Origin of the sequence: Tardiphaga sp. 37S4 (assembly GCF_021044645.1) — a bacterium.
Classification (GTDB): domain Bacteria; phylum Pseudomonadota; class Alphaproteobacteria; order Rhizobiales; family Xanthobacteraceae; genus Tardiphaga; species Tardiphaga robiniae.
Genome location: NZ_CP088008.1, coordinates 4,061,528 through 4,087,079, shown reverse-complemented (window position 1 = coordinate 4,087,079; position 25,552 = coordinate 4,061,528). Strand labels below are relative to the sequence as shown.

Below are 25,552 nucleotides of genomic sequence, written 5' to 3'. Positions count from 1 at the left end.
GAAGACCGCATTAATTGATACTGTGAAAGAACCACTTCACCAGTAACACGCCGCTGCCGACCGCCACAACCACGATCCCGTAGCCGGTCAAGACGTCGGCCTGCGTGCCGCCAAATGGCCACAACTCGGCAACGCAGAGGCCGATGGCGAATGTCAGCACGGAGTAGAATAGACAGCCGCGCTCTTCCGGCTTTGACGCCAGCGCCTGCATGATGAATTCCAGAGGGGGGCTTGGCTCGGACATCGACTAACTCCTTTCGATCAGTCGGCGAGCGCGACGATCGGGTTCAGCCGTATTGCGGCCGCTTGGCGCCTTGTTGCGTGAACCTGGTGCGCAGTTATCCCGACTTATCGCCACCGTCCCACGGCCGCATTGGCCAACCACGAGGCCGCTGCCTTGACACCCCTTGAGCAAGTCGATCACCGCATGCGCGTGCTTGCCGCACGCATCCATGCGCCCGAGGAGCTGCTGCCGGGGTATCGGCATGTCGATTCCGGCCGTGCGCTGATCGAGCATGACGGGCACTTCCACTACATGTTCGTCGAACGCGGCGAGCGATACGACATGCGGACCACCGACGATCTAGATGAGCTGATGTACTGGACTTTCGAGACCATCACCTCGGCGATGGCCGGAACCTATGAACTCATGCACCGCAATTCCAACACCGGCGATATCAGGCGTCTGCGTTTTGCGCATCAGCTCGCATTGCTGGGCCGGCTTGATCCTGCATGGGCGGATCGCTGCCGCGCCAGACTCGATGATATCCTCTCGCGTCATCCTTATGTCGACGGGCGTTGATCGGCATGCATCGCTCGGAAGCAGATGTGATGTGAGCAATAGGCGGCACGACAGGCTTCGCTATGTCGGTCGATCCCAAAACAGGCCAATTGTTCTCATTGGCGGTGTCGCGACGGTCACCGGATGTGACGCTCCGCGAGCCACCAGTAAGCGAGCGCCGCAACGCTTCCGCCGCAGGCCGCTGCGCCGATCAGCCCCCATTCGGTCGGCAGTGAGGAGCCAACGGAGGCGCTGATGCCGAAGAAGCCGCCACCGGTGATGGCACCGCCGATCATGCACATCGCGGGCGACATGATCCCGACCCATCGCGCAAAGAGGATTCCGGGCAGGGCGATGAAAACGGTGGCCTTGAACGAACCCGCCACGCCGAAAACGAGAGTCAGCAAAGCCGTCGTGACGACCGCGCCGAGATGCGCGGCGAGTCCACCGGTGGGCCGAAGGCTGAGCTGCAGCAGAATTCCCATGGCCAAAGGCGCGATGACAATCGCCGCGATCAGGCCGACGATCATGCGCCCGATGTCGATCAGGCATCGCGAGACGCGGGACATCGGTGGTGCGGGAATGGGAGATGTCGGAGGCATGACGCTTGGAATGTGCCGCTTCCAGACATCAAGCCATGTCAGCGCCGCCCCGTCATATTGCGCTCAATTCTTTCGATACGCGCTTCAGAGCCTTCTGGCCGTCCGGATCGGACGGAGCGAGTTGAGCGTGCATCTTGAAGTCAGCCAATGCCTCTCGCAGACTGCGTTTCATCTCCCGCGCCATGCCGCGGTTGTAATAGGCTTTGGTATCTTTCGGATCGAGCTGGATCGCCTCGTTGAAGTCCGCGATGGCCCGGTCTAAATCGCCTTTGGCGCCCCAGGCGTTGCCGCGGTTGACGTAGGCAGCCCCATGTTTCGGATCGAGCTGGATCGCCTGATCGTAGTCCGCGATGGCCCGATCGAGGTCACCCCTGCCCCTCCAGGCGCTGCCGCGGTTGTAGTAGGCTTCAGCATCTTTCGGATCGAGTTGGATCGCCTGGTCGAAGTCCACGATGGCCCGGTCGAAGTCGCCCTTGGCGCCCCAGGCGCTGCCGCGGTTGGCGTAGGCGTAGCCATATTTCGGATCGAGCCGGATCGCCTGGTTATAGTCTGCGATGGCCCGATCGAATTTTCCGCTGTGGTACCAAGCGTTGCCGCGACTGTTGTAGGCAGACGGATAGGTCGGATCGATCCGCATCGACTCGTTGTAATCCGCCATGGCGCGGGTGAGGTCGCCCTGTGCCCGGTACGCCCCGCCGCGACGCGCATAGACCCGCGCGAGGCTTCGACCCGTGTATTGGCGCGAGTCGATGGTGCGCGTGCACCCTGCGACCGCGAGGTCATCCGACAGCTTTATGCAGGAATCCGACTCGTCTGCGGCGGCCACTCCCGGCAACCCGGCGAGAAGCACCACGCCCATGCATGCGAACAACCGGTATGTTGAGAAGCGCATCTGCATCGCATGTGGTCTCCGCACGTTGTCCGGAGCAGCCGGGATACCCGACCGCCATTCCCCGGACGCTCATTTGTCCCTTGGTCGGGGTCGCAGATCAAATAGTTCATCGGCGATCATTGGATCCCCGGTTTCCGCTTCGGGTCATTGTTCGGGACCGGAAAGAGCAGCAGATCGAACGGGTTCGGTCCAGCAGCGACGAGTTCGGGCGCCTCGCTTGAGCTCGCGCTGATCGGCGTCCAGGCAATCATTTTTGAATGAAAACTGCACGTCCGCGCGTCGATTGCACAAGAAGCCAAGGAAAACTCAACGGCAATTCAAGGTGCCTACAAGGCTTTCCGGCCCGTCCGCGCGCATTCTGGCAGTGCTTTCAGGAGCAAGGCCACGGATGGCCCGAACAATCGGAGGAAAGTCATGAGGATTATCGTCATGGGCGGTACGGGTCTCATCGGACACACACGAACCCTTGCTGCGGGTGCACGTCCATGACCAAGCCTCACGATCGTCCGAATGACCCGGCAGCCGCATCTGAGGCGCCCCAGGAAACTCCGTCCCATGCCGAGCGGCCTTCTGCCGGTGCGGAGATGTCCCGCGTGCTCGGGACCACACCATTTCATATGGCTTTGGATTCCTCCGGTGCCGGAATCACCCACTGGAAACATGAGCCATTGCACGACGTCGTCGAGCCGATGACCCATCACGTCATCATGGCTTACAACGGTTCGATGCAGCGCATGGAGCGGCGGTCAGGAAGATCGGTTGCCATTGGAACGTTTCGTCCCGGGGTTGTGATCATCATTCCAGAAGGATCAAGCTCCCGATGGGATATTCCGAAACCTGTCGATGTCGTTCAGCTCTATCTTCCGCACAGAATACTCGAGCGCGTTGCCCACGAAGCCGACATCGCCGCTCCTGGCGACCTTCTGGAGCGAACGGCGCATCCCGATCCCATCACATCGCGGTTGCTTATAAGTGCGGCGGACGTCCTGGAGGGCAATGCGGCCCTGGATGCCCTGTTCAGGCAGCAAGTGACGGATCTACTGGCCACGCGCCTGCTGGCTGCGCACACCGGCGCGCCAACCACGTTCCAGCAGACCATGGGCGGGCTGGCGCCGAAGACGCTGCTACGTGCCATCGAACGTTTGCGCTCGGACAGCGATACGGACGTCTCTCTTTCCGCCCTGGCCTCGGATGCCGGCCTGTCGCGCTTTCACTTCTGCCGCGCCTTCAAGGAAAGCACCGGGCTTTCGCCACACGCCTGGTTGCGCCAACACCGGCTCGAGCAGGCCATGAACATGCTGCGCGACACCGACGCATCGGTCGTGTCGGTGGCAGCGGCGCTTGGCTATGCCTCGCAGACAGCCTTCGCAGCGGCGTTCAGGAAGCTGACCGGCGAAAGTCCAAGCGATTGGCGCCGACGGACGCGTTAGCCGCAATCTCTCGACAGGTACGTCAATCGCTCTGGGGCAGTTGCAGATCCGATCAGCTAGATCATCACCGTGCCCACGCCAATAACGGACGGAGACAGACAATGGCCTGGAAGACCTTCGTCGACCCACTTGCAATGATACCGCGACGGAGAGTCGTCACGAGCTCTCTGATATATGGACTTTCATTGACCATTCGACTGACGACATCGACGGGCGAAGAGGCCGAGAAGCCAGCGCAGCCCGCGCAAGACAGCACCCCTTCGTTGTCCATCATCGTGAGCGATGACATCCAGGCTTTGAACGACCGGCCGCTGACGTTCGCACAGCCGATCATCTTTCACCGTGACCGGCCGCTGGTTCCGCGAATCTGCCGCGCCGAATGTGAACGTCCCATGCAACTGGCGTCGATGCTGGACTGTACCCCTCCATAGGGGCTCTCCTCGTCGTTTCCCGTCTTCGCGTCATCGTTGATCGCAACAAATTTGCCGCAGGTGAGAAGCGGCGGCGGTGACGCGCGTACTGCCGAGCAACTTAAACCCAAGGAGAACATCACATGCGAATAGTCATCATAGGCGCCGGCTTCGCCGGCATGTACGCCGCATTGTCCGCAGCCCGCCTGCGCGACATCAAGGGCGTTTCGCCCGAAGAGCTCGAGATCGCGCTGGTCGCACCCGAGCCGACACTGGTCATTCGCCCGCGGCTCTATGAGCCGAAGCCTGAAACCTTGACGGCGCCTTTGCTGGATGTCCTCAAGGCCGTCGACGTCGTCTATATCAAAGGCAGCGCCGAGACGATCGACACCGCATCCCGCATCGTGCAGGTCGCGACCGCCAACAATAAGCGACAGTCGCTCTCCTACGATCGGCTGGTCGTGGCGACCGGAAGCCGGTTGTTCCGTCCGAATATTCCCGGCCTCGCGGAACATGGTTTCAGCGTCGACAATCTCGACGATGCGATCGCGCTCGACAAGCATCTGCATGGCCTGGCCGATCGGCCGGCATCGAATGGACGCGACACCATCGTCGTAGCCGGCGGCGGCTTCACAGGAATTGAAGCAGCGACCGAAATCCCGGCGCGGCTTCGCACGATCCTCGGCAAGGATGCCAAGCCGCGCGTCATCATTGTCGAACGAAACAGTGCGATCGCCCCCGACATGGGCGAGGGTCCGCGTCCCATCATCGAGGAGGCGCTGCGCAAGCTCGGTGTGGAGACCCGGCTCGGTGCCGGCGTTGCCTCGCTGGATGCATCCGGGATCACACTGTCCGACGGCGAACGTATCGAAACCGAGACCGTGATCTGGGCGGCAGGCATTCGCGCCGCGCCGCTGACCACGCAGATCCCAGCCGAGCGCGACAATTTCGGCCGGCTGCTGGTCGACCGCGATTTGCGCGTACCCTCGGTACCTGGCGTCTTTGCCACGGGCGATGCCGCCAGAGCGGCCAGCGACGATGTCGGCAATTACGCGCTGATGTCGTGCCAGCATGCGACGCGGATGGGCGCCTTTGCCGGCAACAATGCCGCCGCCGAATTATTGCGCATGGCGACCAGGCCATATCACCAGAAGGGCTACGTCACCTGTCTCGACCTCGGCGAAGCCGGCGCACTGTTCACGCGCGGCTGGGATCGCAAGGTCGAGATGGTTGGCGACGTTGCCAAGAAGACCAAGCAGGAAATCAACACCGTCTGGATTTATCCGCCGAAGCCCGAGCGTGCTGCCGCTCTCGCCTCGGCCGATCCGGAGCATGTGACCGAAGTCTAGCCACCCCACACAAGAAAGGACCGCGCTCCATGCAGGAGCGCGGCCAGCTCTCACCATCGATCAACCAGGAGGACTCACAGATGACACAGACGATTCAAAAAACTCAGCAAAATACCCAGCAAAATACCCAGAAGGAGAAACACATGAACCTTGATACGACATCAGCCCCCGTCAAGTCGGGGCGTAACGAACTGGTCCCCTCGCGCTATGCAGTGAAGATTGGCGACATCGACGTGCTGGTGGTCAGCGATGGCGTGTTGCCACTCCCAACCTCCATGTTGGGACATAACGCAGACCCCGCCGTCCGGGCCGCCTGGATGCGCGACATGTTCCTGCCGCCGGACGCTTTCGACTGGCCGCTGAACGTGGTCGTCGTGCAGAGTGGCGAGCAGACCATTCTTGTCGACGCCGGGCTGGGATTGGACCCGGACCTGCATTTGCCGCGCGCCGGACAACTGATCCAGCGATTGGCAGCTGCCGAGATCGATCTCGCATGCGTCACCGATATCGTGCTGACGCACTTGCATATGGACCATATCGGCGGACTTCTCGTCGAAGGGGTGAAGGATCAATTGCGTTCGGATCTGCGGATTCACGTGGCTGCCGCCGAGGTCGAATTCTGGAAAGCGCCCGATTTCTCTCACACCCAAATGCCGCCGGGATTCCCGGACGCGCTGCGGGCAACCGCCAAGCGGTTCATGGCCGAATATGGAAAGCATTTTCGGACATTCACGGACGAGCACGAACTGGCGCCGGGAGTCATCGTGCGTCGGACCGGCGGCCACACGCCCGGACACAGTGTCGTCCGCCTGGCATCCGGCGGCGACGCGCTGACCTTCGCCGGCGACGCCGTGTTCACGGTCGGGTTTGACCAACCCGATTGGCACAACGGTTTCGAGCACGACCCCGAAGAAGCAGCGCGCGTTCGGACCCGTCTGTTGCGGGAGCTGGCGGCAACAGGCGAATTGTTGGTCGCGACCCATCTGCCATTCCCGTCCGCCGGCCACGTGGCGATCGATGGCGACGCGTTTCGCTGGGTTCCGATCTCCTGGGACTACTGATCGTTTGCCGGGTTAGGACCGGGGCGCGCCCTCTTCGCTAGTGAGAGCGCGCCCTGGTTTTAGCAGCGCCGATTCAGATGGACTGCAGAGTCGTGGGGCCAAGCCGCGTCATCTTGGCAAGAAGGAGATTGAAAATGCAGAGTGAAAAGGTCGTGATCGTGACGGGCGGCAGCTCCGGCATAGGGAAGGCGGCGGCGCTGCGCTTCGCCAGGGAAGGCAACAAGGTGTTCGTGACCGGCCGCCGTTCCGGCCCAATTGAAGAAACGATTGCCGAGCATGCGAACATAGCCGGCATGGTGGCGGATGCAGCCTCCGCCGAAGATGCCAAGCGCACAATCGCCAAGACGATCGATCTTTGGGGCAGGGTTGATGCCCTGGTCAACAACGCGGGCGCAGGTGCAATCCTTCCGCTGGCAGACGCGACAGCCGATCGGATCATGGATATTTTCTCCGTCAATGTGCTCGGCCCAAGTCTCCTCGCCTCTGCTGCTCTTCCTCACCTAAAGGCAACACGGGGCACGATCGTTAATGTCTCGAGCACTTTCGGTCACAAGCCGGTGGCTGGACTGTCTCATTACGCCGCCAGCAAGGCGGCTTTGGAGCATTTGACCCGCTGCTGGGCGCTGGAGCTTGCACCACTCGGCATACGCGTGAACGCCGTGGCGGCAGGACCTACGGAATCGGGCGCGCTGACGGGCATGATGGGGCTCTCCCTGGAACAGGCTGCGGCAATCAAGGAACAGGAGCGGGCGCGCATACCGCTCGGGCGGCGCGGCGTTCCTGACGACCTAGCGGAATGGATCGTGAGGCTTTCGAGTGCCGCTTCGGAATGGATGACAGGCCAGGTTGTTGCTGTTGATGGCGGCCTGGGACTGGCTTAGTTGCAGTTGGCGTTGCGGGTAAACGTGAGCCAGTCGCAAAGCACGTCGCTGCTAGCTAGTGTTTTCGAATGATACATCGATCAAAAAAGGCGGTCCGCAATTGGGCAGACCGCCTCCTTTATTCAGGGCTTGAACGTGAAGTCCGGTCCGAGCGCGACGTCCGCCGGAATGGGTGGCAGATCGGCGAATAGTTCGGGATGCTTCTTCATGACGTTCAGCATCGGCTTGGCGTCGATGTTCTTGTTGACGTCGAATGTCGCCTTCAGCACGCCCAGCCGCTGCAGCCGATCCTGCGCGCTCCAGAGTGCCTTGTAGCTGTTGGCCGAAAGACGTCGATCAAGCTGCTGGACATTGAATTCCATTGCGGCCTCGGCGATCTCCGGCTTCAGGCCCGGAATCCAGCGGGTGCCGATCTGGGCGGCGGCCTTGGGATTTTTGCGCATCCACTGGTCGGCCTGTGAGGTCGCGGCCAGGAATTTCTCCGTCGATTCCGGATTTTTCTCGACCCAGGACCGAAGCGAGACGACATAGCCGAGATAGGCGATGACATCGCCGCCGCGGATCACTTCGAAGGCGCCGGGGACGTCCTTCTGCGCGATGATCGGCCACGGATCCCATCCGGAAAACGCATCGATGCCCTTGGCGAGCAGCGCGACGGTCATATCCGGCGGCGGCGTGTTGACCAGCTGGACGTCGTCGGGCTTGAGCCCGGCCTTCTCCAGCAGTGCCAGGATATAGAGATGGTTGATGGTGCCGAAGGAGGTCGCAATCTTCTTGCCCTTGAGGCTCTTGAGGTCACCCTTGACGATGCCCGATCCCTCACGGGCAATGATCGCCATTGTCGCATCCGAACCGGACTTGGTGGCGCTGCCGCTGTAATTGCCGAGCGCTACGAGATCCATGCCGCGCAACACGGCGCCGATCATCGGAACGCCGACCTGCAGGATCTCGGTCTCGCCAGCCTGCAGCGCGTTCAGCGCATCAACGCCGGTCGCGTAGGGGCGCGCAATGGTGACATCGAGACCCTGCTTCTCGAAGTAACCGCGCTCCAGCGCCACCGGGATCGCCAGCATGTCGATGGCGCTGACCATGCCGACATTCAGTTTCGTCAATGTCTGCGATTGTGCGGGCACGCAAGCCAGCATCACGGCAGTTAAGGCCCATAATATGCGTTTCAAAATCAGTCCTCCTCCTTGATTGGCCCCACGCTCGTGACCCAGTAAGGCCGGGCAACCGCGTTGAGGTCCGTTCGTTTCACACCCCTTAGTCCGATGGAATGATCGTCGGCTCCGGCGATCCGCCCATACTTCTGAAACGCCAGAACGTGAAAACGCTCCGGCGTAAACGGCATATCGATCTGGATATTGACCTTGTCGGACGCGCCGGCGAGCTCCTTGGAAATCTTGCCCGGCGCCTCGATGCTCAGCCAGCCCTGAAACGCGGCCCACACGGCGATGACAGCGAGCACCACACGCCCGCGGGTCGAACGAATGACATCTCGCGCAATACTCATGCGGCCCGCACCATTTGCAGCACCTGCGCCGATAGACGCTTGAACGTTTCATCTTCGATCAGTTGATCCCAGACGCGCGGACGCGGAAGATCGACCTTGATCTGATCGAGCACACGGCCCTTGGACAGCACGACAACGCGGTTCGCAAGAAACACGGCCTCGGCCACATCGTGTGTGATGAAAATGACGGTCGGCTTGCGCTCCTGCCAGATCCGCGTCAGCTCCTCCTGCAGTGTCATGCGGGTCTGCGCATCGACGCTGGCGAACGGCTCGTCCATTAGCAGCACGGCCGGATTGTTGGCCAGCGCGCGGACGACGCCGACGCGCTGCTGCATGCCGCCGGACAATTCGTTCGGGTAGCGATCCGCGGCATGCAAGAGACCGGCGAGCGCGAGATATTCCCGAGCAGTGCGGTCGCGCTCGTCCTTTGGTACGCCCCGCATCTTCGGGCCGAAGCCGACATTCTCCAGCACCGTCTTCCACGGGAAGAGGGCGAACGACTGGAAAACAACGCCGCGATCCGGACCCGGTCCCTTGACGAGATTACCGTCAATCAGGATTTCACCGCCCGTATAGGGGATGAAGCCCGCGATCATGTTCAGGATCGTCGTTTTGCCGCAGCCGGAGGGACCGACGACGGAGACGAATTCGCCCTGCTCGACGTCGAGCGAGACGTCCTGGACGGCGGTGACCTGCGATCCCGCATAGGGATCGAAATAGGTCTTGCGAAGATTTTTGAGCGACAGCGTTTTCATGACGTAACCAATCCCCACCGCTGGCCCGTTGCGCGCTCGATCGGCGCAAGGATCCAGGCATCGACGATGTACCAAAGAGTGCCGAGAACGATCATGCCGAGCAGGATCTCGACCGTTGAGCCGGCACGACGTGCATCGAACATCATGAATCCGATGCCGCTGGTGCCGACGATGATCTCCACCGCGATCAGCGCGCGCCAGCCATAGCCGAGGCCGTTGCGCAGGCCGGTAATGATATTCGGCAACGCACCGGGCAGCGTCACTTCCCACAACACCCGCATCGGCGACGCGCCGAGGCTCTGCGCCGCACGGGCGAGATCGCGGTGCACCGACTGCACGCCGAGCACGGTGCTCAGCACGATCGGGAACAGCACGGTGTAAACGATGACAAAGGTCATGGTGGTGAGGCCGAAGCCGAACCAGATCAGCAGGATCGGCAGCCACGCAATGTCGCCGATGGCCTGAAAGAACAGCAGCACTGGCCAGCAGATGCGATGCGCGAGGCGGCTGGAGCCGATCAGGATGCCGAGCGGAATGCCCAGCGCGACGCCGATGGATGCACCGAACAGCAGCCGGATCAGACTGTCCTGCAGATAGTCCGGCAGAATTCCCTTGTAGGTGAGGGAGATGAACGACCGCATCACATCCACCGGCGCCGGGAAAAAGGCGCGCGGAAACATGCCTGAATTGGCGACAATGCTCCAGATCGCCACCACGGGAATAAATGGCACGATGGTCGCGATAATTGGCCACCGATGCGTCGCGCGCACGTAACCGCTCCAGAATTTCAGTGCAATGTTCATGTGCGCCTCACCAGTCCCCATCGCTCGATCGTCGCGCGTTCCAGCGGAACGAGCAGCAACCGGTCGATGAATAGCCACAACACGCCGATGACGATCATGCCGAGCACGATCACTTCGGTGCGATAGAAGTCACGGGCGACGAACAGCATGTAGCCAAGCCCGACATTGGTCGCGATCATCTCCGCCGCGATCAGGCCGCGCCACGCGAAGCCGAGCCCGGTGCGCACGCCTGTCACGATATTGGGGAGCGCACCCGGCAGCAGCACTTCGGTGAGCAAGGCCCATCGTCCGGCACCGAGCGAGGCGGCGGCATTGCGGATCGTCATCGGAATGGTGGAGACACCGAGCAGCGTGTTGTAGGCGACCACAAAGAAGACCGCGTTGAAGATCACGAAGATGATGGCGCCGAAGCCGTAGCCGAACCACAACGTTGCGATCGGTATCCAGGCGATGCCGGCAAGCACCGAGAAGAAGCGAAACAGCGGCGTCAGGAACGCCGAGACCGCAGGGCTCACGCCCATGGCGACGCCGAGCGGAACAGCGACGAGTACGCCGAGAAACGTGCCCAGTCCGACACGCAGCATGCTCGCGCCGATATGGCGGATGAGCGAGCCATCGCCGATCGCGGCAACCGCTGCTTCGGCCACCGAGCCGACCGAGGGAAAAATCCGCGGATTGACATTGAACAGCGGGACCACGATCGCCCAGATGACGACAAGCACCAGCAGGGGCGCCACGAACAAGGCTGCGCCCACCAGCGAGTTCATGCCGCGCCAGGCGACGCGTGACCGCACTTTTTGACCGGGCGCAACGAGCACGCGACCTCCCTTTGACCAGCGTTCTGGCCGCTTTGTTTTTATCTGCGAGGCTCTCGGCTACGCAGTTTAGTACTCAAATCTCGTCTGCGAACGGCGGCACTTCGCCGCCGTCCTGGTCACGTCACGGCATATCCGCCGTCGATGACGAGGATCGTCCCCGTCACAAAAGATGCAGTCGGCGAACACAGATAGAGCACGCCACCCAAGAGGTCTGATGGTTTGCCCCAACGGCCCAAGGGCGTGCGCCCCAGAATGACCTGGCTACGTTCCGGGCTGGCCTGCAGATCGGTCGTCAACGGCGTCGCGATCCAGCCTGGCGCGATCGCGTTGACGCGAATGCCGTCATTCGCATAGGCGATCGCCAGCGATTTCGTCAGTTGTGCAATACCGCCCTTGCTGGCGGCATAACCGGGAACGAGACCGCCGCCGAAGAATGACAGCATGGATGCCAGATTGACGATCGCGCCCTTGGAGCGCGCCAGCATTGGCCGCGCGGCGGCGCACATCCGCATGGTGCCGTTGAGATTGATATCGACCACCGACTGGAAAACCGCGGGGTCGAGTTCTTCGCTGCGACGAATGACGCCGGCGCAATTGACGATCACGTCGAGTTCGCCGAGCGAGCCGACAAGGGACTTGATCGCGCTGTCGTCGCGAACGTCGAGCTGATACGCCCGAGCCTCGCGCAACACCGAATCCGAACGTGCCCGCTCGATCTCCGCAGCATTCACGCCAGTCGCGATGACCTCCGCGCCGGCCTCAACGAAGCCGCGCGCGAGGCCCGCGCCGATCCCTGACGTTCCGCCCGTCACCAGCACGCGTTTTCCCGCATACCAGATCGACGCCCATGCGGCCGACGGAATCTCCTCGATCATGTTGGCACGGTCTGCCATCAGCGCACGAACTGGTCGACGTAGTCACGGCCAAGGCCGACGGACTCGTAGTGGGCGCGGCACATATCGATCTTGGTGAAGACGTCCTCATAACCGACGTGCTTGTTGTTCTCATCGAGATACAGCATCGATCCCTGGATGTTGAAGAAGGTGATCATCTCGGAAACGTCCTCTGGGACGACCAGCGTGTGGATCTCACCCGGAGGCTCGAACACGTAGGAACCCTCCGTCGCCACCCACTGGTGTTCGCGGTAGAACCATTTGCCGCGCAACACGAAGCCATGCACCGGATTGGGATGCAGATGCCGCGATAATACGCCGGCGCGTCGCACGCGCAGCAGATTGCACCACTGCCCCTGTCGTGTGTTCAGCATCAGCGGACGAAACCAGACATCCGGCGCCTGCGGCACCCAGACGCGCTCATCCTCGGGAATGGCGACGACGGCGATTTCCGGCGATGCAAGAACGTGCGTCGATCCGATCATGTCACGATACATGGGGCTTCCTCTTTGTTTTTTTCGTCGCCGCGGTTGAGACCCGCGTTATGCCTTCAGGCGTCGCAGTCGCGCGACGCTTCGAGAGTTTGAATTGCGTGTAGCCGAGCACCTGCTCCATGGCGGTCTTGGCCTTCTTTGCATCGCCCGCGGAAATCGCGCGCGCCGCGGCCGCGTGGTTTGGCAGATTGTCTTCGAACCAGCCGGGGCTGCCGACCGCGACAAGAAACACCGCGCTCAGAATGGTATCGATGGCGCCGCGAAAACCCTGCAACACGGGGTTATGCGTCGCATCGAGAATGGCGAGGTGGAATGCCTTGTCCGCCTTGATGGCGCTTTCCTGATCGTGCGAGGTTTCCATGCCGACCAGTGCGGCCTCGATGCGCAACCTGTCCTGCTTGGTGCTTCGCGTTGCGGCGAGGGCGGCTGCTGCCGGCTCGATGATCAGGCGGACTTCCTGAATGGCCATCAGAAGATCGCGGTCCGGTTCGCCGCCGCCGACCAGCCATCCCAGCACATCGCGATCGAGCAGACTCCAGTCGCGGCGCGGCAAGACGTGCGTACCGTAGCGCGGACGCACGCTGACCATTCCTTTCGCAGCAAGGGTCTTGATCGCTTCCCGGATGACGCCGCGCCCGACACCGAAGCGCGCCTCCAATTCCGGCTCCGGGGGGAGGGTCGCGCCAATCGGGATAATGTCCTGCGCGATTTCGCAGCCGAGCGTGGTCAAGACCGAATTGATGCGGCCTGGCTTGCTTCCCCGCTCCAGCGATTTTGTAGGACTTCGTGCCACGAGTGTTCTTTCCCCGCTTGTTTGCTCAGTGGCCTATCTCACGTTTTCAGAGCGAATGCAATCATCCGATGTTTAACATCGGATGATTGATTTGCGGTGCACAATGCTTTGCCCGATCGCAATTCGAGTTTGAAATTCATGGCAAAGCGGTCGCGATAGATGGCCGGCCGCCGGCGCGCGGCCGGTTGTTTTTTCCGGGAACGAGTTTGGCTGTTCCACCGTTTTCAGAGACACCGGGCCGGTTCGGTTACAGCAGGACCGGTTCTCCTTGGCTCGTGAAAATCAGGAGAAAGCAAATGATGTCCGAAACTCAAGTCCACACCATCGCCCGGCAGATGCTTGATCGGCACGGCGCCGTGGCCATCGCTCATGCCGCTCAGAATGCACTGACATGCGAACAAAAAGGTCAGGTGGAAGAAGCAAACGAGTGGCGCCACGTGAAGGATGCCATGAAAATCATGCAAGGCCCGCATCAGAGCTGAGGTTGCGATGCCGCCTTGCGAATGCGCGCAGTGCCGTCCGTAGTGTCGTGGCGGCAATGGCGCCTTGATGTCCTGCGATGCGGCGAACTCCCTCCGATGTCAGAGTGAAGAATCATGAATCACGAAGACTTGGAACTGATTTGAACTAGATCAGACAATTGATGCTTGATGAATTGTCCAGCTGACCTGAGCGCCAACCTTGCGTCTGTAAGACCGCCATTCCACAGAGGCCATGCATGGATCATGTCGGGCCATACCTCCAACGTCGTCGCGACGTTGGCTATTGCGGCAGCCTCCGCGAAACGCGTCGAGTCTGCGAGCAAAGTTTCGGCTGACCCGACCTGAATGAGTGTTGGTGGAAATCCGATGAGGTTCGAGAATAGCGGAGACAGAAACGGGCTCCTGCGGTCGAGCGATGCCGGAGCAAAGGCGTCAGCCAGTTCCTCGAGGTAGCCACGGTGGATGATCGGATCGATCTGATCCTTGCTTTGTAGCGTCGTCCCGGACATCGAAAGATCGGTCCAGGGCGAAATAAGCCAAGCGCATGCCGGCGGCTCTTCATTGGCTCCGCGCAAGGCGTTGATGAGGGTAATTGTGAGATTGCCGCCAGCGCTGTCACCGCCAACTACGATATTGCTGGCGTCTATGCCCTGCTGGCGCAGATATCGCCAAGCGCTCATCGCGTCGTCGTGAGCGGCAGGAAACGGATTTTCCGGCGCGAGCCGATAGTCAATCGCCAGGGTGCTTATGCCAGCAGCCCGCCCCGCTTCTGTCACCAGGCGTCGATGACTGAGGATTGATCCTGAACAAAAACCGCCCCCATGAAAATACAGAAGCACGCGCGTCGTATCTGCCCCCGGTGAGAAGGACCATTCCCCCGCGACATTTCCGCAATCGACAGTCCGCAACGCGACATCGTCGGCCACCGGCCAGATCGACCCGACTTCATCAAGTCGCTGCCGGCGCTGATCCCACCCGACCGGGCGGGGCTTTGACAACAGTACTGCGCGAATATTCGCAATCCCACTTTCGGCCAAAGGATAATTTCCCCCGAAAACTCGTGAAAATCGAGCGGCAATTTCAAAACTTCGCAGAAGCAAGTCTAGAGGGAACGCGGGGATTGCGCCAGCAGCGGACAATTCCGCATAATCCTGAATCTGACGTCGCGTGGCGCTCGGCGCCTACTTGTAATTCGTCAGTCGTGCTTAACTAGAACGAGGGCTGTTCTTCACAAAGTGGAGGATGCTGCAATGCGTGAACCAAATCCTGAAAAGCTGAACGCACTCGTAGGAAAGCTGGTCAACGACCTCGGCATTTCACTCGGCGGTGCCAGTATACTGCTCGGCGATCGCCTCGGCCTCTACAAGGCAATGGCGGATGGAGATATCTTTACACCTTCGGAGCTTGCCAAGAAGACCGGCCTGCATGAGCGTTATGTCCGCGAGTGGCTCTCCGGCCAAGCCGCCTCTGGTTACATCGATTATCACCCTGAAAAGAACGCGTTCTCGCTCTCGGCCGAACAAGCGATGGCATTCGCCGAGGAAGGGTCGCCAGCTTTCTTCGCCGGTGCATTCGATGTCGTGCAGTCCACCTATCTCGACGAACCCAAGGTCGCCGAAGCATTTCGAACAGGGAAGGGCGTCGGCTGGCATGAGCATTCGAAGTGCCTTTTCTCGGGCACCGAACGGTTCTTCAGGCCTGGCTATAACGCCAATCTGGTTTCGAACTGGATTCCGACGCTCGAAGGCGTCGAAGCCAAACTGAAAGCTGGCGCCAAGGTGGCCGATGTCGGATGCGGCCACGGCGCCTCTACCATCGTGATGGCGCAGGCGTACCCCAAATCCAGGTTCTTCGGGTTTGATTACCACAAACCTTCGATCGATCGCGCGAAGGTCCTGGCGCAGGAAGCTGGGGTCGGAGACCGAATTGAATTCGCGCAGGCCAGTGCCAAGGATTTTCCGGCAAAAGACTACGATCTCGTCGCTTTCTTCGATTGCCTGCATGACATGGGCGACCCCGTTGGTGCGGGCAAGCATGTCAAGGAAACACTGGCCAAAGACGGGTCGTGGATGATCGTCGAGCCATTTGCTCATGACAATCTCAAGGATAATCTCAACCCGATCGGGTCCATTTTCTATCACGCCTCGACATTCATTTGTACACCTGCGTCGCTCTCTCAGGAGGTGGGCTTGGGGCTCGGTGCCCAGGCAGGGGAAAGCAAATTGCGTCAGGTCGCGACTGAGGCAGGCTTCAAGCGCTTCCGCCGCGCGACTGAGACGCCTTTCAACATGATCTTCGAGGTACGCGCTTGATCTCTCGGATCAACGGTGCGGAGCGACCCGGATGCCGCGGGAAATGCGGCTTCTAGGGGCTGCGTCGCTCTGGATTGATGTCGCCTGTCGACAGGAGCGCTGCAGATTCGAAAAGGAGCCGCTGCAAAAATCTCTCGAAAGTGTAGTTCAGAGTAAGTTGACCGCCACAAAGGTCTTGTCTCGCTCATGGCAAGCGGCCGACATCGTCCGTTACCGATTGTCGGTTTGGCACCAGAAGCGGACGTGAGCTATCTTAATGTCGCAAGGGATTGCCGCATGCGTGAGCGGCTTCAAATCGACCAATTGGATACCCGGCACCGATGTTGCGGTCGAGCAGCTCGTCGATGTGCGACACGATGCCGATTACATGTGACACTCGTAGGATAGATCGATTCCAGGATAATATACTTGGGACGGGCGTTGCACATTGTTGGCGTTAAGCCAGTTTCACGCACATGAGCTTCGCGTCATTCTTCCTTTCTGCAAGACCTATTGAGACGATTAACGAGATTATGGCTGAAGTAGACGAAGGCACTCGGCTAGATGGAGCAGTCGTCACGAGCCACGCGCGAGAGCACTCTGTAATCCGTAAGAATACCGGATAGTTAGAGTTTTGCTCTGCCCTTCATCTTCAGATTGCACGCTCGACGCGCTTAATCATGGCCTCAGAGCATTATTGTCGAACTTGAGTTACGGCAGCAGGGCTGTCCTTCAGATGAATCCTGAGCGAACATTTACGCAATAGCTTTCCCTATCACGCGCTGCATTTTGTCCCCACATGGGGATTGCGCAAAATTCGCTCGATCGACACGCTCGGTGTCAGCGATCTCGGTTGTCGAGGGGATAGCTAGGATCATGCATCTATGTTCAGCGCGAAGCGTAGTCGCGTTAGAAGCGCGACATCATCATGGAGTGGCAATCATGGCACTGATCAATGGTACACCAGGTGACGACATTCTGGACGGAACCCCAGTTGCGGATACGATCAATGGGCTCCCGGGTAATGACACTCTCTCAGGCCTCGGCGGTGATGACACGATCAACGGTGGAGCCGGTAACGACTCGATCGATGGTGGCGTCGACAACGACACCTTGAACGGCAACGCGGGAGACGACTCCATTCTCGGAGGAGACGGAAACGACCAGATCAGTGGCGGCGCTGGCATTGATACGATCGACGGTGGCGCTGGAGATGATACGGCTAGCGGCGACGCGGGGGACGATACGATCAATGGCGGCTCAGGGAATGATGATCTCTCCGGCAACGCCGGGGCGGATACGATCGATGGCGGCGACGGAAATGACAACGTCGACGGCGGTGCTGGAAATGACGTTCTCTCGGGGGGCGCAGGCGATGATACACTCGCAGGCGCTGCTGGCGATGACACATTGAATGGTGGTGATGGTGCTGACGTCCTGTCTGGCGGGGTGGGTGATGATACCATCAATGGTGATGCCGGCGACGATACCCTGACCGGCGGGCTCGGCAATGACACGCTGGAAGGCGGCGACGGCAATGATACCGCCAGTGGCGGCCTGGGTGATGATACGGTGAATGGCGGTCTCGGTGATGACACGCTGAATGGCGGTGCCGGTAACGACACCATGAACGGAGGCGATGGTATCGACACCCTCAATGGCGATGACGGGAACGATATCATGAACGGCGACGCCGGAAACGACACACTTAATGGTGGAGCGGGCGACGACGTCATGGATGGCGGTGCGGGTAACGACCTGCTGGCAGGTGACGCCGGTGACGACACAATCGAAGGCGGCGCTGGCGATGACGTCGCTAATGGTGGCGACGGGGCAGACGAACTGTCCGGTGGCACCGGCGTCGATACGTTAAACGGCGATGCAGGCGACGATACGCTTGCCGGCGGCAATGGAGCGGATGCGCTTGAAGGCGGCGACGGTGACGATACGCTGGCCGGCGGTGCAGGAAATGACACGCTCAACGGCGCAGCGGGCGACGATGAGCTGAGCGGCGGTAACGGCGCTGACGCGATGAACGGCGGTATCGGTGATGACGTGCTTACAGGAGGCGCCGGAACCGACGCGATCAACGCTGGCGATGGTACGGGCGCGGACTTCGGTGATGACGAAGTTACCGATCTTAGTTTCGCTGACGGTGACACCATCAGCATCGATGCGGCGCCTGGCTATGACCCGACAACGGTGGTCGTCGACGACGATGGTACCAATACCACGCTGGATTTCGGCTTCGGAACCATCACCCTCGATGGCATTACGGGCGGAGGAACCCCCTATGCCTCGATCGAGGACATAAATAACGCAGCGGGTTACACCGCTATCGAAGTTGTCTGATTATTGACGACGTAGGGCGGCACGTTGCCGCCCTACGCATTTTGCGCAATTAGGCAGTCACTATGCGTCTGGCTCACTCGGCCCGAGCAGAATCTGTTGTCAGCGCCGTTCCAGGGCGAACCACGCTCGTGTGGGTCGTCGTCTTCAGCGTGTCGGCCAACATCCTTCTGCTTGTGTTACCCTTCTACTCGATCGAGGTCTTCGACCGGGTGATCAGCAGCGGAAGCATCGAGACTCTCATCGGCCTGACCTCCCTCGGAATTGCGGCGTTGATCTTCAGCGCCTCCTTCGACGTCATTCGATTTCGATTGCTCAGCCGGTTCGCCGTCACCTTCGAACAGCGCATCGCACCGCTAATCCTGGAGGCAACCATTGCCGATCCGGCGCGACGCCGCGAAGGCTCGACGCATGATCTGGTGAAAGTTCGGGAGCTACGGAACTTCTTTTCAGGCGGCGCTGTCATTACGTTGGTCGATGCCCCGTTTCTTCCCGTCTTCATACTTATCCTCTTTCTCATCCATCCCTACTACGGTGCTATTGCGCTGACTGGCGCGGTCGTTCTGTCGATCATGGGATATGTGAGTAGCTGTATTGCCCGGGCGGAGGTCAATGAAGCGAGCGGTGCAGCCGCACGTTGTCAGATGCTAATGGATGGCATCGTACGACACGGCAACTTCATCAGGGCCATGGGCTGGACTGGAGGCGCCATCCGCGCCTTCATGCGCGCCAATGATGAGGCGTTATCTCCTGTCGTTCGCGCCAGTGAACGGGTCGCCGCGATCGCATCGGCGGCACGCATGGTGAGGTCTACCCTGCAAGTACTATCTATCGGATGTGGTGCCTGGCTTGTACTGCAAAACGAGGTACTCGCCGGCAGCCTGATCGCGAGCTCGATCATGGTCAGCCGAACCCTGCAACCGATGGAGAGCCTTATCTCTGCCTGGCGCGGGGTGACCGCGGCGCAGGAGGCATGGAAACGCGTCAGCGCCGCGGCGACATGGGTGTTGAAGCAACCTCATCGGACCCGCCTCACTGCCCCAAATGGCTTACTGGAACTCAATGGTGTCGGCTTCACCATTCCGCAGGCGAGACGTTCGATCCTGAGAGGTATTGCCTTCCGATGCAGGCCCAGCGAGATCGTCGTGGTCGTTGGTCCGACCGGCGCGGGCAAGTCCACTCTCTTGCGGATGGCGGCCGCCTTGGAGAAGCCCAGCGTCGGTGAAATCCGGCTCGACAACGCGTTGCTGGAGAGCTGGCACCCCGATCAGCTCGGAAGCTACATCGGCTATCTTCCTCAGGATGTCGAATTGCTCGCCGGTACCGTTGCTGAAGCGATCTCGGGATTTGAGGAGAGTCCGCGCGACGAAGATATCGTCATGGCGGCAACTCTGGCTGGCGCGCATCAGATGATTCTGGCACTGCCGGCCGGGTATCAAACGCAGATCGGTCGCGACGGTCATCGCCTCTCTGGTGGCCAGCGACAGCGCATCGGCTTGGCACGAGCCTTCTTCGGCAACCGTAAACTGATACTGCTCGACGAGCCCAACGCAAATCTCGATCCGGATGGGGAGGCAGCGCTGTGCACTGCGATATTGAGCGCACGATCGCAGGGCGCAACCTTCCTGATCGTGACCCACCGGCCACGCCTCCTGACGATTGCGGATCACGTATTGCTGCTCCGCGACGGCACGCAGGTCGCCTTCGGTCCCGTTTCGGAAGTTCTACCCAGCAACACAGCGGGGCTCCCTTTACGCCGGGGTCCGCGTCAGCCCGACCGCCCGCAACTGCTATCTGGCTAGGAGCAGGAATTGTGACAACTCACGTCCACGAACTTTTACTCGGTGCAACGAGCAGCCACGAAATCCTGGAGAAACCCAGGTCCGATGCCCGACGACTCATAAAATGGGGAGCCTTCCTTTTAGCGATTCAATTCGGCGGATTCGGCCTTTGGGCTACATTCGTCCCGCTGCGCAGCGCCGTCATCGCTCCCGGTATCATAAAGGTCCAATCCAAGCGGAAGGCGGTGCAACATTTCGACGGTGGGATATTGAAGACCATTTATGTCCGCGAGAACGAGCAAGTCGAGGCCGGTCAGATCGTTGCAAAACTCGATACGACCCAGGTTGAGGGAAGCCTTGGCGTATTAGAGACAAAATTGTTTGCTGATCTCTCGCTGGATGCACGGTTACTCGCTGAACAAATGCAGTCCACCGCTATTTCATTTCCTGACGAATTACGGAATTCTCCTCGCCCCGAAGCAAAGACGGCAATTCAGACCCAGGAGACGGAGTTCGCGACGCGATCAAGTGCATTGACCGGCGAGCGGAAATTGATCGATCAGCAGACCCGACAACTCATGGAAACGGCCCATGGCCTCGAAAACAGCAGGACAAGCCTGCAAGAGCAACTTCAGTTTCTTCAGGAAGAAATACGAGATACAGCATCGCTATTGGAAAAAGGGCTCGCACGAAAGCCACGCGTACTTGCGTTGAAGAGGGCGGAAGCGGACATGCAGGCCCAACTCACGCGCAATCTGACCCAGCAAGCAGAAACACGCGGGAAAATCGCAGAACTCGTCGATCGTGGAAAACAGCTGGGTCTCAACCAAAGTCAGGATATCGCAAAACAGAGTCACGCAACGCGAGAATCGATCGGCGATCTCAGACATCGGATTGGCGCATTGCGTGAACAACTGGCGCGGACTGATTTACGCGCACCGGAGTCGGGACGGGTTGTTCGCCTCAACAGCAGGGAATTGAACACTGTGTTAGCGCCTCGAGAGACACTCATGGAGATCGTGCCCATCGAGGATCGCCTCGTCATCGAGGCATCGCTGCGGCCGCAGGATCGCGAGGAAGTCATGGCGGGGCAGAACGCTCGTATCCGCATCATTGCCCTCAACATTCGCCGCCGACCCATGCTGGAAGGCCAGGTGACTGCTGTCGCGGCGGATGCGTTCACTGACACGAAGAGCGGCGTCACATCCTACATGGCAGAAATTGATTTGCAGCGATCACCGGAGGTCGAACCTCATCTCACGACTTTGAAGCCCGGCCTTCCGGTCGAAGTCTTTGTTGAAACAGGCATAAGAACATTTGCGGAGTACTTAATTCAGCCGCTGCGCCTACGCGTCCACCGTGCCTTCCGGGAGAGTTGACGCCTTGGCGGAATATTGAACACACAAATTCTTTGGGAGGCATTTATGCAGCAAGGATACCAACAGGAAAACGACCGCTCTGACACCATCGGCTCACTGGCCTTCAGACTTCGAGCTACTCCGGCGAATCCATTGCCCCGCCCCAGCCGCAATTCCAGTGCGCCACAAAACCTGTGGTTTGCGCGATCCTTAGCCCGACTGCTCGAATGCAAACGCTGCTACGCTGCGTTCTTGTCTCCAGAAGGAGATCTACTCGATCAGACTTCAGTTGGATTACCCGCGCCCAGTCCCGCATCGGATGCGTTGGCGAGATCCATCTCGGAGACTTTCAACGGAGACGGCAATTTCATATATCAGTCGTCTACGTCGCCAAACGGGTTTGCACGCCGGCTGATCGGAACGCGCCCGGTCTACGGGCACCACTCGGTCATTGGACGTGTATGTACGGTCTCTGGGGATACTGCCATCTTTATTGCGGGATGGTGGCAGGTGCAGATTCCTGATGCAGAATTCGCTACCGCTAGGCGCGCGATCGAGCTCCTATGGGATGCGGTCGCTGATCTGACAAAGACCACACTGCAGTCTCATCAAATGTGGCTGGATGACATTGAGTCACCCGCCCTGACCATTGACGAAAATCTGATCGTTCGGAGCATGAACAGCGGGTTTCGGCGACTTGTCGGCGAAGGTGTCATCACTCTCGACGGTGGTACGCTCTCGGGATCGACCCCCCTCATCACCACCCAGCTCAGGGACGCTGTTCGAGCCGCTATCATTTCGGATCCAAACCAAAAGAACGTCGGATCGACCGTGCTCATCTCGCAAGAGGAGCAGCGATTTTTGTTTGCTGTGATCGGTTCAATCCCTGGAAATACCGATCCCAATCTTGCTCTCATCTACGTTCCTCAATTCAATGAGGAGGCCGGTGCCCAGCGCATTGCTCTCGCGTTTGGCTTGAGTTGGGTGGAGGCGCGGATTGTTCGCTGTATTCTCCGCGGGCGCTGTCCACGCGCCATCGGATTGGAACTTGGTTTCACGGAAGAAACCGTACGGACTTACATCAAACGCGTCATGCTGAAAGTTGGAATCAATCGCCAATCGGAATTTTTCGTTCTGCATAGTCGAACATTCTCACCGTTCAAGTTGCGACAGCCCGGGGCACCCTACATCACCACATCTTCATCCATGTAAAATCGTGGAGTTCCCGCGGGCATCCAGACGTGATCAGATGGCGCATCGGCAACAGATTGGGATATTGTTAGCGCTGCCCCTCGTTATAGGAATATCGCACGCGGCGACTGCTGGAGATTTGATCATACCGTTATCGTGCGACATTGGTCGCACGTGTTTCATCCAGAATTACGTAGACATCGACGATAGTCCCTCGGCCAAGGACTACATGTGCGGGACATTGACCTATGACGGCCATAACGGCGTCGATTTTCGATTAACGTCACATGGCGGACAGCAGAAGCCGGTTCACGTCGTCGTAGCCGCCGAGGGCACGGTGCTGCGAACTCGCGATGGCCTTGCGGACAGCCCTGTGAAAGGCGACAGGCGCGATGCAGCCAAAGGAAATGAATGCGGCAATGGCGTTGTTGTCAGACATTCCGGAGATCGCGAAACCCAGTACTGCCATATGGCCAAAGACAGCATCTTGGTAAGAGCTGGAGATACAGTCCGCGCCGGCCAAGTTCTCGGTGCCGTCGGCATGTCGGGGCTAACTGAGTATCCGCATCTACACTTTATTGTGCGGCGAGAAGGGAAGGTCATCGATCCCTTTGGAGCAGGCTTGATGCCTGGCGCTTGCGGCAGTCATACTGAAAGTGAATGGACGGACGATGCTCGGGTTCGTCTGGCCTATTCACCGCGCGCAGTCTTGAACTTCGGATTCGCTACCGAAGCAGTCACGAACGATATGATCGAGGTTGACGCTGTCTCTCAGCGCAAGCCAACTACGAAATCTGAAGCCCTTGTCGTTTATGTTCGGACAATTGGCTTGAAGACGGGCGACGAACAGTCACTGACGCTGCGCGATCCCGACGGCAGGATCATCGCCGAGAAGGGTCCAGTTGCAGTTGCGCAAAATCAGGCCCAGACGCTTCTCTTCATCGGAAAAAAGCGGTCCACCGAACCTTGGCCAGGCGGAGTATATTCCGCGACATATATCGTCGGGCGTAACGGCGCCCCGATGTTGAACCAGGTATTTCGTCATGATCTGCGTTAGCGGGTCCATTTTCTATCACGCCTCGACATTCATCTGTACACCTGCGTCGCTCTCTCAGGAGGTGGGCTCTCTGGCGGGTGCCTCCGAAGAATTCTGAAAATAATCCTTGACGTTGTTTTCGAAGAGATTATATTCCATTGCATCCCGTCCCACTTTGAGGGGCGTTGCCAGGGACGCTTGTTAGCGCGGGGCGGGATGTGGCGCCTGCGGGCGGGAGGGAGACGTTCCCTCACGCACTCGGGAGGCCTTGGGTCACCGTCCGGCCCCACTACGGGGGTCTGCCACTCATGCTGGCTGGACGTGGCATTGGTGAACGGCGGGAAACCGTCGGGATCAGCGGACTGCGGAGCTCTGCGCCTTTGCCCGGAAGAACGGTCCCGGGGACAGAAATCGCCACGATGGAGCGTCGAAAGGCGTTTCCGCGGCCTCTGTGGTCCGGCGATCCGGACACTACGCTGCGGCACTGTACCCAAGTCGCGCCTTTCGGCGCTTCATCTCCCTCATTTTCGAGGGAGACCACCGGGACCGCCACGCACGCGCACAGGCGCGGGCAAGGACGGCGCGTGACCGTCACCCAAGTCACTCATATCCAGTCATCATCGTCACAACGGGAGTTCACATGATCATCTCGCAACACGACGCCTGGCATCTCGCGCAGCGCGCCAGGGACAAGAGCGACCTGGCGGCCAAGAGGCTGTCGGACATGATCGTCGCCGTCTGCATCGAGGAGATCGAGCGCGGTAATGCGAACATCCTGCGCACCCATCGCACTTGCGTCATCAAGGCCTGTCGTCGTGCACACCATTGCACAGGCAGCCGGCCGATCTGTCTTCTGTTTCAACGACGGCGCGTTCTGAATGCAGAGCAGCAGCAAGCGATACTGGACGAAATGTATTGGCGCGTCCTGGAGGCGCTCGTCGCCAGCGAGGCGGCGTGATGGATTTGTTAACCGGCATCGCGCGCTGCGGCAGCGCTACCGTGACACCGCCTGCGGGGTCCGTTAGTGTCGCGCGCAATAGTGCGCGCCGATGCGCGCTCATAGCCGGGGTTTCGCGACATGCGCGCAGTGACGATGACGACGTTTTCCGCTTGGCGCCCGCGCGGCATCGCACTCGCTGTCATCGCGGTGCTGGCGCTGCTCGATGTCACGCTGCTGGTGGCGCGCGAATTGCCGAGCGTGCCGGTGCTGCAGAAGGTCGGATTCGACATGGAGTCCGCAGGCTTCAAGGCGCGCTTCGCCAACGATGCGGCAGGCAAACTGGCTTTGAGCAAATTGCCGGCCTATCGCTTCGTCGTGCACACCACGCCGAACGGCCCGCGCTATCTCTATGCCGACCCCGCCAAATGCATGTGCACCTTCGTGGGAAATCGCGACAATTATCTGAACTATCAGGATATCGTGCGCCGTGGTCTGCCGCAGGCGGATTACGTGGCGCCGGACTACAAGACGCAGGCGAGTGCGTTGCTCTCGGACGATCCGATCGCGTCGGACCAGATCGACTGGCAGCCCGACAGTCTCGCGGATGCGTTCCGGGATTATTACTGATCTCGATCTCTCCCCGCCTGGT

Annotated in this window: 27 protein-coding genes; 15 read left to right on the top strand and 12 right to left on the bottom strand. The window is 59.9% G+C overall.

Going from position 1 to position 25,552, the window contains the following annotated elements; all coding sequences use genetic code 11:
* Positions 1 to 10: 10 nt before the first annotated feature.
* Entirely contained in the window at positions 11 to 244 is a 234-nt protein-coding gene (locus tag LPB73_RS19375; RefSeq protein ID WP_147421611.1) for a hypothetical protein, read from the bottom strand.
* Positions 245 to 427: 183 nt separating this feature from the next.
* Between LPB73_RS19375 and LPB73_RS19370 the strand changes: the two genes are divergently transcribed.
* Entirely contained in the window at positions 428 to 802 is a 375-nt protein-coding gene (locus LPB73_RS19370) for an Imm63 family immunity protein (protein ID WP_120288660.1), read from the top strand.
* 116 nt (positions 803 to 918) lie between these two features.
* Here the strand turns inward: LPB73_RS19370 and LPB73_RS19365 are convergent, their stop codons facing one another.
* Both LPB73_RS19365 and LPB73_RS19360 read right to left on the bottom strand, forming a co-directional pair.
* Entirely contained in the window at positions 919 to 1,350 is a 432-nt protein-coding gene (locus tag LPB73_RS19365; protein WP_120288661.1) for a hypothetical protein, read from the bottom strand.
* 85 nt (positions 1,351 to 1,435) lie between these two features.
* Positions 1,436 to 2,281 carry a tetratricopeptide repeat protein gene (locus LPB73_RS19360; RefSeq protein WP_231077874.1) on the bottom strand — a complete coding sequence of 282 codons (846 nt, stop codon included), beginning with the start codon at positions 2,279 to 2,281 and terminating at the stop codon, positions 1,436 to 1,438.
* 479 nt (positions 2,282 to 2,760) lie between these two features.
* Here LPB73_RS19360 and LPB73_RS19355 point away from each other — a divergent pair, with 479 nt between their 5' ends.
* The 5 genes from LPB73_RS19355 to LPB73_RS19335 all read left to right on the top strand — a co-directional run bounded on the left by LPB73_RS19355 (position 2,761) and on the right by LPB73_RS19335 (position 7,406).
* Complete coding sequence (locus LPB73_RS19355; RefSeq protein ID WP_120288663.1) at positions 2,761 to 3,705, top strand: helix-turn-helix domain-containing protein; 945 nt, start codon at positions 2,761 to 2,763, stop codon at positions 3,703 to 3,705.
* Between the two features lie 185 nt (positions 3,706 to 3,890).
* A complete protein-coding gene (locus tag LPB73_RS19350) occupies positions 3,891 to 4,136 on the top strand; it encodes a hypothetical protein (protein WP_120288664.1) in 246 nt (81 codons plus the stop codon).
* A 122-nt stretch (positions 4,137 to 4,258) separates the two neighbouring features.
* Positions 4,259 to 5,464, top strand: coding sequence for an NAD(P)/FAD-dependent oxidoreductase (locus LPB73_RS19345; protein ID WP_120288665.1), 1,206 nt, complete (start codon positions 4,259 to 4,261; stop codon positions 5,462 to 5,464).
* 143 nt (positions 5,465 to 5,607) lie between these two features.
* Positions 5,608 to 6,525, top strand: a complete 918-nt coding sequence (locus tag LPB73_RS19340) for an MBL fold metallo-hydrolase (RefSeq protein ID WP_120288666.1) — start codon at positions 5,608 to 5,610, stop codon at positions 6,523 to 6,525.
* A 134-nt stretch (positions 6,526 to 6,659) separates the two neighbouring features.
* Complete coding sequence (locus LPB73_RS19335; RefSeq protein ID WP_120288667.1) at positions 6,660 to 7,406, top strand: SDR family NAD(P)-dependent oxidoreductase; 747 nt, start codon at positions 6,660 to 6,662, stop codon at positions 7,404 to 7,406.
* Positions 7,407 to 7,528: 122 nt separating this feature from the next.
* On the opposite strand, the gene LPB73_RS19330 is transcribed toward LPB73_RS19335, so the two are convergent.
* The 8 genes from LPB73_RS19330 to LPB73_RS19295 form a co-directional block, all read right to left on the bottom strand.
* Positions 7,529 to 8,584, bottom strand: a complete 1,056-nt coding sequence (locus LPB73_RS19330) for an ABC transporter substrate-binding protein (protein ID WP_093759258.1) — start codon at positions 8,582 to 8,584, stop codon at positions 7,529 to 7,531.
* Between the two features lie 2 nt (positions 8,585 to 8,586).
* Entirely contained in the window at positions 8,587 to 8,919 is a 333-nt protein-coding gene (locus LPB73_RS19325; RefSeq protein WP_092138836.1) for a hypothetical protein, read from the bottom strand.
* Positions 8,916 to 9,674 carry an ABC transporter ATP-binding protein gene (locus LPB73_RS19320; protein WP_120288668.1) on the bottom strand — a complete coding sequence of 253 codons (759 nt, stop codon included), beginning with the start codon at positions 9,672 to 9,674 and terminating at the stop codon, positions 8,916 to 8,918. The genes LPB73_RS19325 and LPB73_RS19320 overlap by 4 nt, the downstream gene beginning before the upstream one ends.
* A complete protein-coding gene (locus LPB73_RS19315; protein ID WP_120288669.1) occupies positions 9,671 to 10,477 on the bottom strand; it encodes an ABC transporter permease in 807 nt (268 codons plus the stop codon). The genes LPB73_RS19320 and LPB73_RS19315 overlap by 4 nt, the downstream gene beginning before the upstream one ends.
* Positions 10,474 to 11,295 (bottom strand): ABC transporter permease, encoded by an 822-nt coding sequence (locus LPB73_RS19310; protein ID WP_231077873.1) that lies wholly within the window; start codon positions 11,293 to 11,295, stop codon positions 10,474 to 10,476. Before LPB73_RS19310 ends, LPB73_RS19315 begins: the two co-directional genes overlap by 4 nt.
* A gap of 116 nt (positions 11,296 to 11,411) precedes the next feature.
* The gene (locus tag LPB73_RS19305; protein ID WP_231077872.1) at positions 11,412 to 12,188 is read right to left on the bottom strand and encodes an SDR family NAD(P)-dependent oxidoreductase; all 777 of its coding nucleotides are present in this window, start codon (positions 12,186 to 12,188) and stop codon (positions 11,412 to 11,414) included.
* Complete coding sequence (locus tag LPB73_RS19300; RefSeq protein WP_231077871.1) at positions 12,188 to 12,685, bottom strand: 2,4'-dihydroxyacetophenone dioxygenase family protein; 498 nt, start codon at positions 12,683 to 12,685, stop codon at positions 12,188 to 12,190. Before LPB73_RS19300 ends, LPB73_RS19305 begins: the two co-directional genes overlap by 1 nt.
* Entirely contained in the window at positions 12,675 to 13,475 is an 801-nt protein-coding gene (locus tag LPB73_RS19295; RefSeq protein ID WP_231077870.1) for a FadR/GntR family transcriptional regulator, read from the bottom strand. The genes LPB73_RS19300 and LPB73_RS19295 overlap by 11 nt, the downstream gene beginning before the upstream one ends.
* Positions 13,476 to 13,771: 296 nt before the next feature.
* Here LPB73_RS19295 and LPB73_RS19290 point away from each other — a divergent pair, with 296 nt between their 5' ends.
* A complete protein-coding gene (locus LPB73_RS19290) occupies positions 13,772 to 13,957 on the top strand; it encodes a hypothetical protein (protein ID WP_170849737.1) in 186 nt (61 codons plus the stop codon).
* Positions 13,958 to 14,076: 119 nt separating this feature from the next.
* Here LPB73_RS19290 and LPB73_RS19285 read toward each other — a convergent pair whose 3' ends face one another.
* On the bottom strand, positions 14,077 to 14,994 hold the full coding sequence (locus LPB73_RS19285; RefSeq protein ID WP_120288670.1) for an alpha/beta hydrolase: 918 nt from the start codon (positions 14,992 to 14,994) through the stop codon (positions 14,077 to 14,079).
* A gap of 213 nt (positions 14,995 to 15,207) precedes the next feature.
* Here LPB73_RS19285 and LPB73_RS19280 point away from each other — a divergent pair, with 213 nt between their 5' ends.
* The 8 genes from LPB73_RS19280 (at position 15,208) to LPB73_RS19245 (ending at position 25,530) form a co-directional block, all read left to right on the top strand.
* On the top strand, positions 15,208 to 16,269 hold the full coding sequence (locus LPB73_RS19280) for a class I SAM-dependent methyltransferase (RefSeq protein WP_116663750.1): 1,062 nt from the start codon (positions 15,208 to 15,210) through the stop codon (positions 16,267 to 16,269).
* Between the two features lie 921 nt (positions 16,270 to 17,190).
* Positions 17,191 to 18,600 carry a calcium-binding protein gene (locus LPB73_RS19275; RefSeq protein ID WP_120288671.1) on the top strand — a complete coding sequence of 470 codons (1,410 nt, stop codon included), beginning with the start codon at positions 17,191 to 17,193 and terminating at the stop codon, positions 18,598 to 18,600.
* Between the two features lie 128 nt (positions 18,601 to 18,728).
* Positions 18,729 to 20,399, top strand: coding sequence for a type I secretion system permease/ATPase (locus LPB73_RS19270; protein ID WP_231077869.1), 1,671 nt, complete (start codon positions 18,729 to 18,731; stop codon positions 20,397 to 20,399).
* A gap of 11 nt (positions 20,400 to 20,410) precedes the next feature.
* Complete coding sequence (locus LPB73_RS19265; RefSeq protein ID WP_231077868.1) at positions 20,411 to 21,757, top strand: HlyD family type I secretion periplasmic adaptor subunit; 1,347 nt, start codon at positions 20,411 to 20,413, stop codon at positions 21,755 to 21,757.
* 45 nt (positions 21,758 to 21,802) lie between these two features.
* Positions 21,803 to 22,948: a helix-turn-helix transcriptional regulator gene (locus LPB73_RS19260; RefSeq protein WP_147421612.1), complete on the top strand. Its 1,146-nt coding sequence runs from the start codon at positions 21,803 to 21,805 to the stop codon at positions 22,946 to 22,948.
* Between the two features lie 37 nt (positions 22,949 to 22,985).
* The gene (locus LPB73_RS19255; protein ID WP_120288674.1) at positions 22,986 to 23,984 is read left to right on the top strand and encodes a M23 family metallopeptidase; all 999 of its coding nucleotides are present in this window, start codon (positions 22,986 to 22,988) and stop codon (positions 23,982 to 23,984) included.
* Positions 23,985 to 24,603: 619 nt separating this feature from the next.
* Entirely contained in the window at positions 24,604 to 24,921 is a 318-nt protein-coding gene (locus LPB73_RS19250; protein ID WP_120288675.1) for a hypothetical protein, read from the top strand.
* A 135-nt stretch (positions 24,922 to 25,056) separates the two neighbouring features.
* Positions 25,057 to 25,530 (top strand): hypothetical protein, encoded by a 474-nt coding sequence (locus tag LPB73_RS19245; RefSeq protein ID WP_184513955.1) that lies wholly within the window; start codon positions 25,057 to 25,059, stop codon positions 25,528 to 25,530.
* Positions 25,531 to 25,552: the final 22 nt, after the last annotated feature.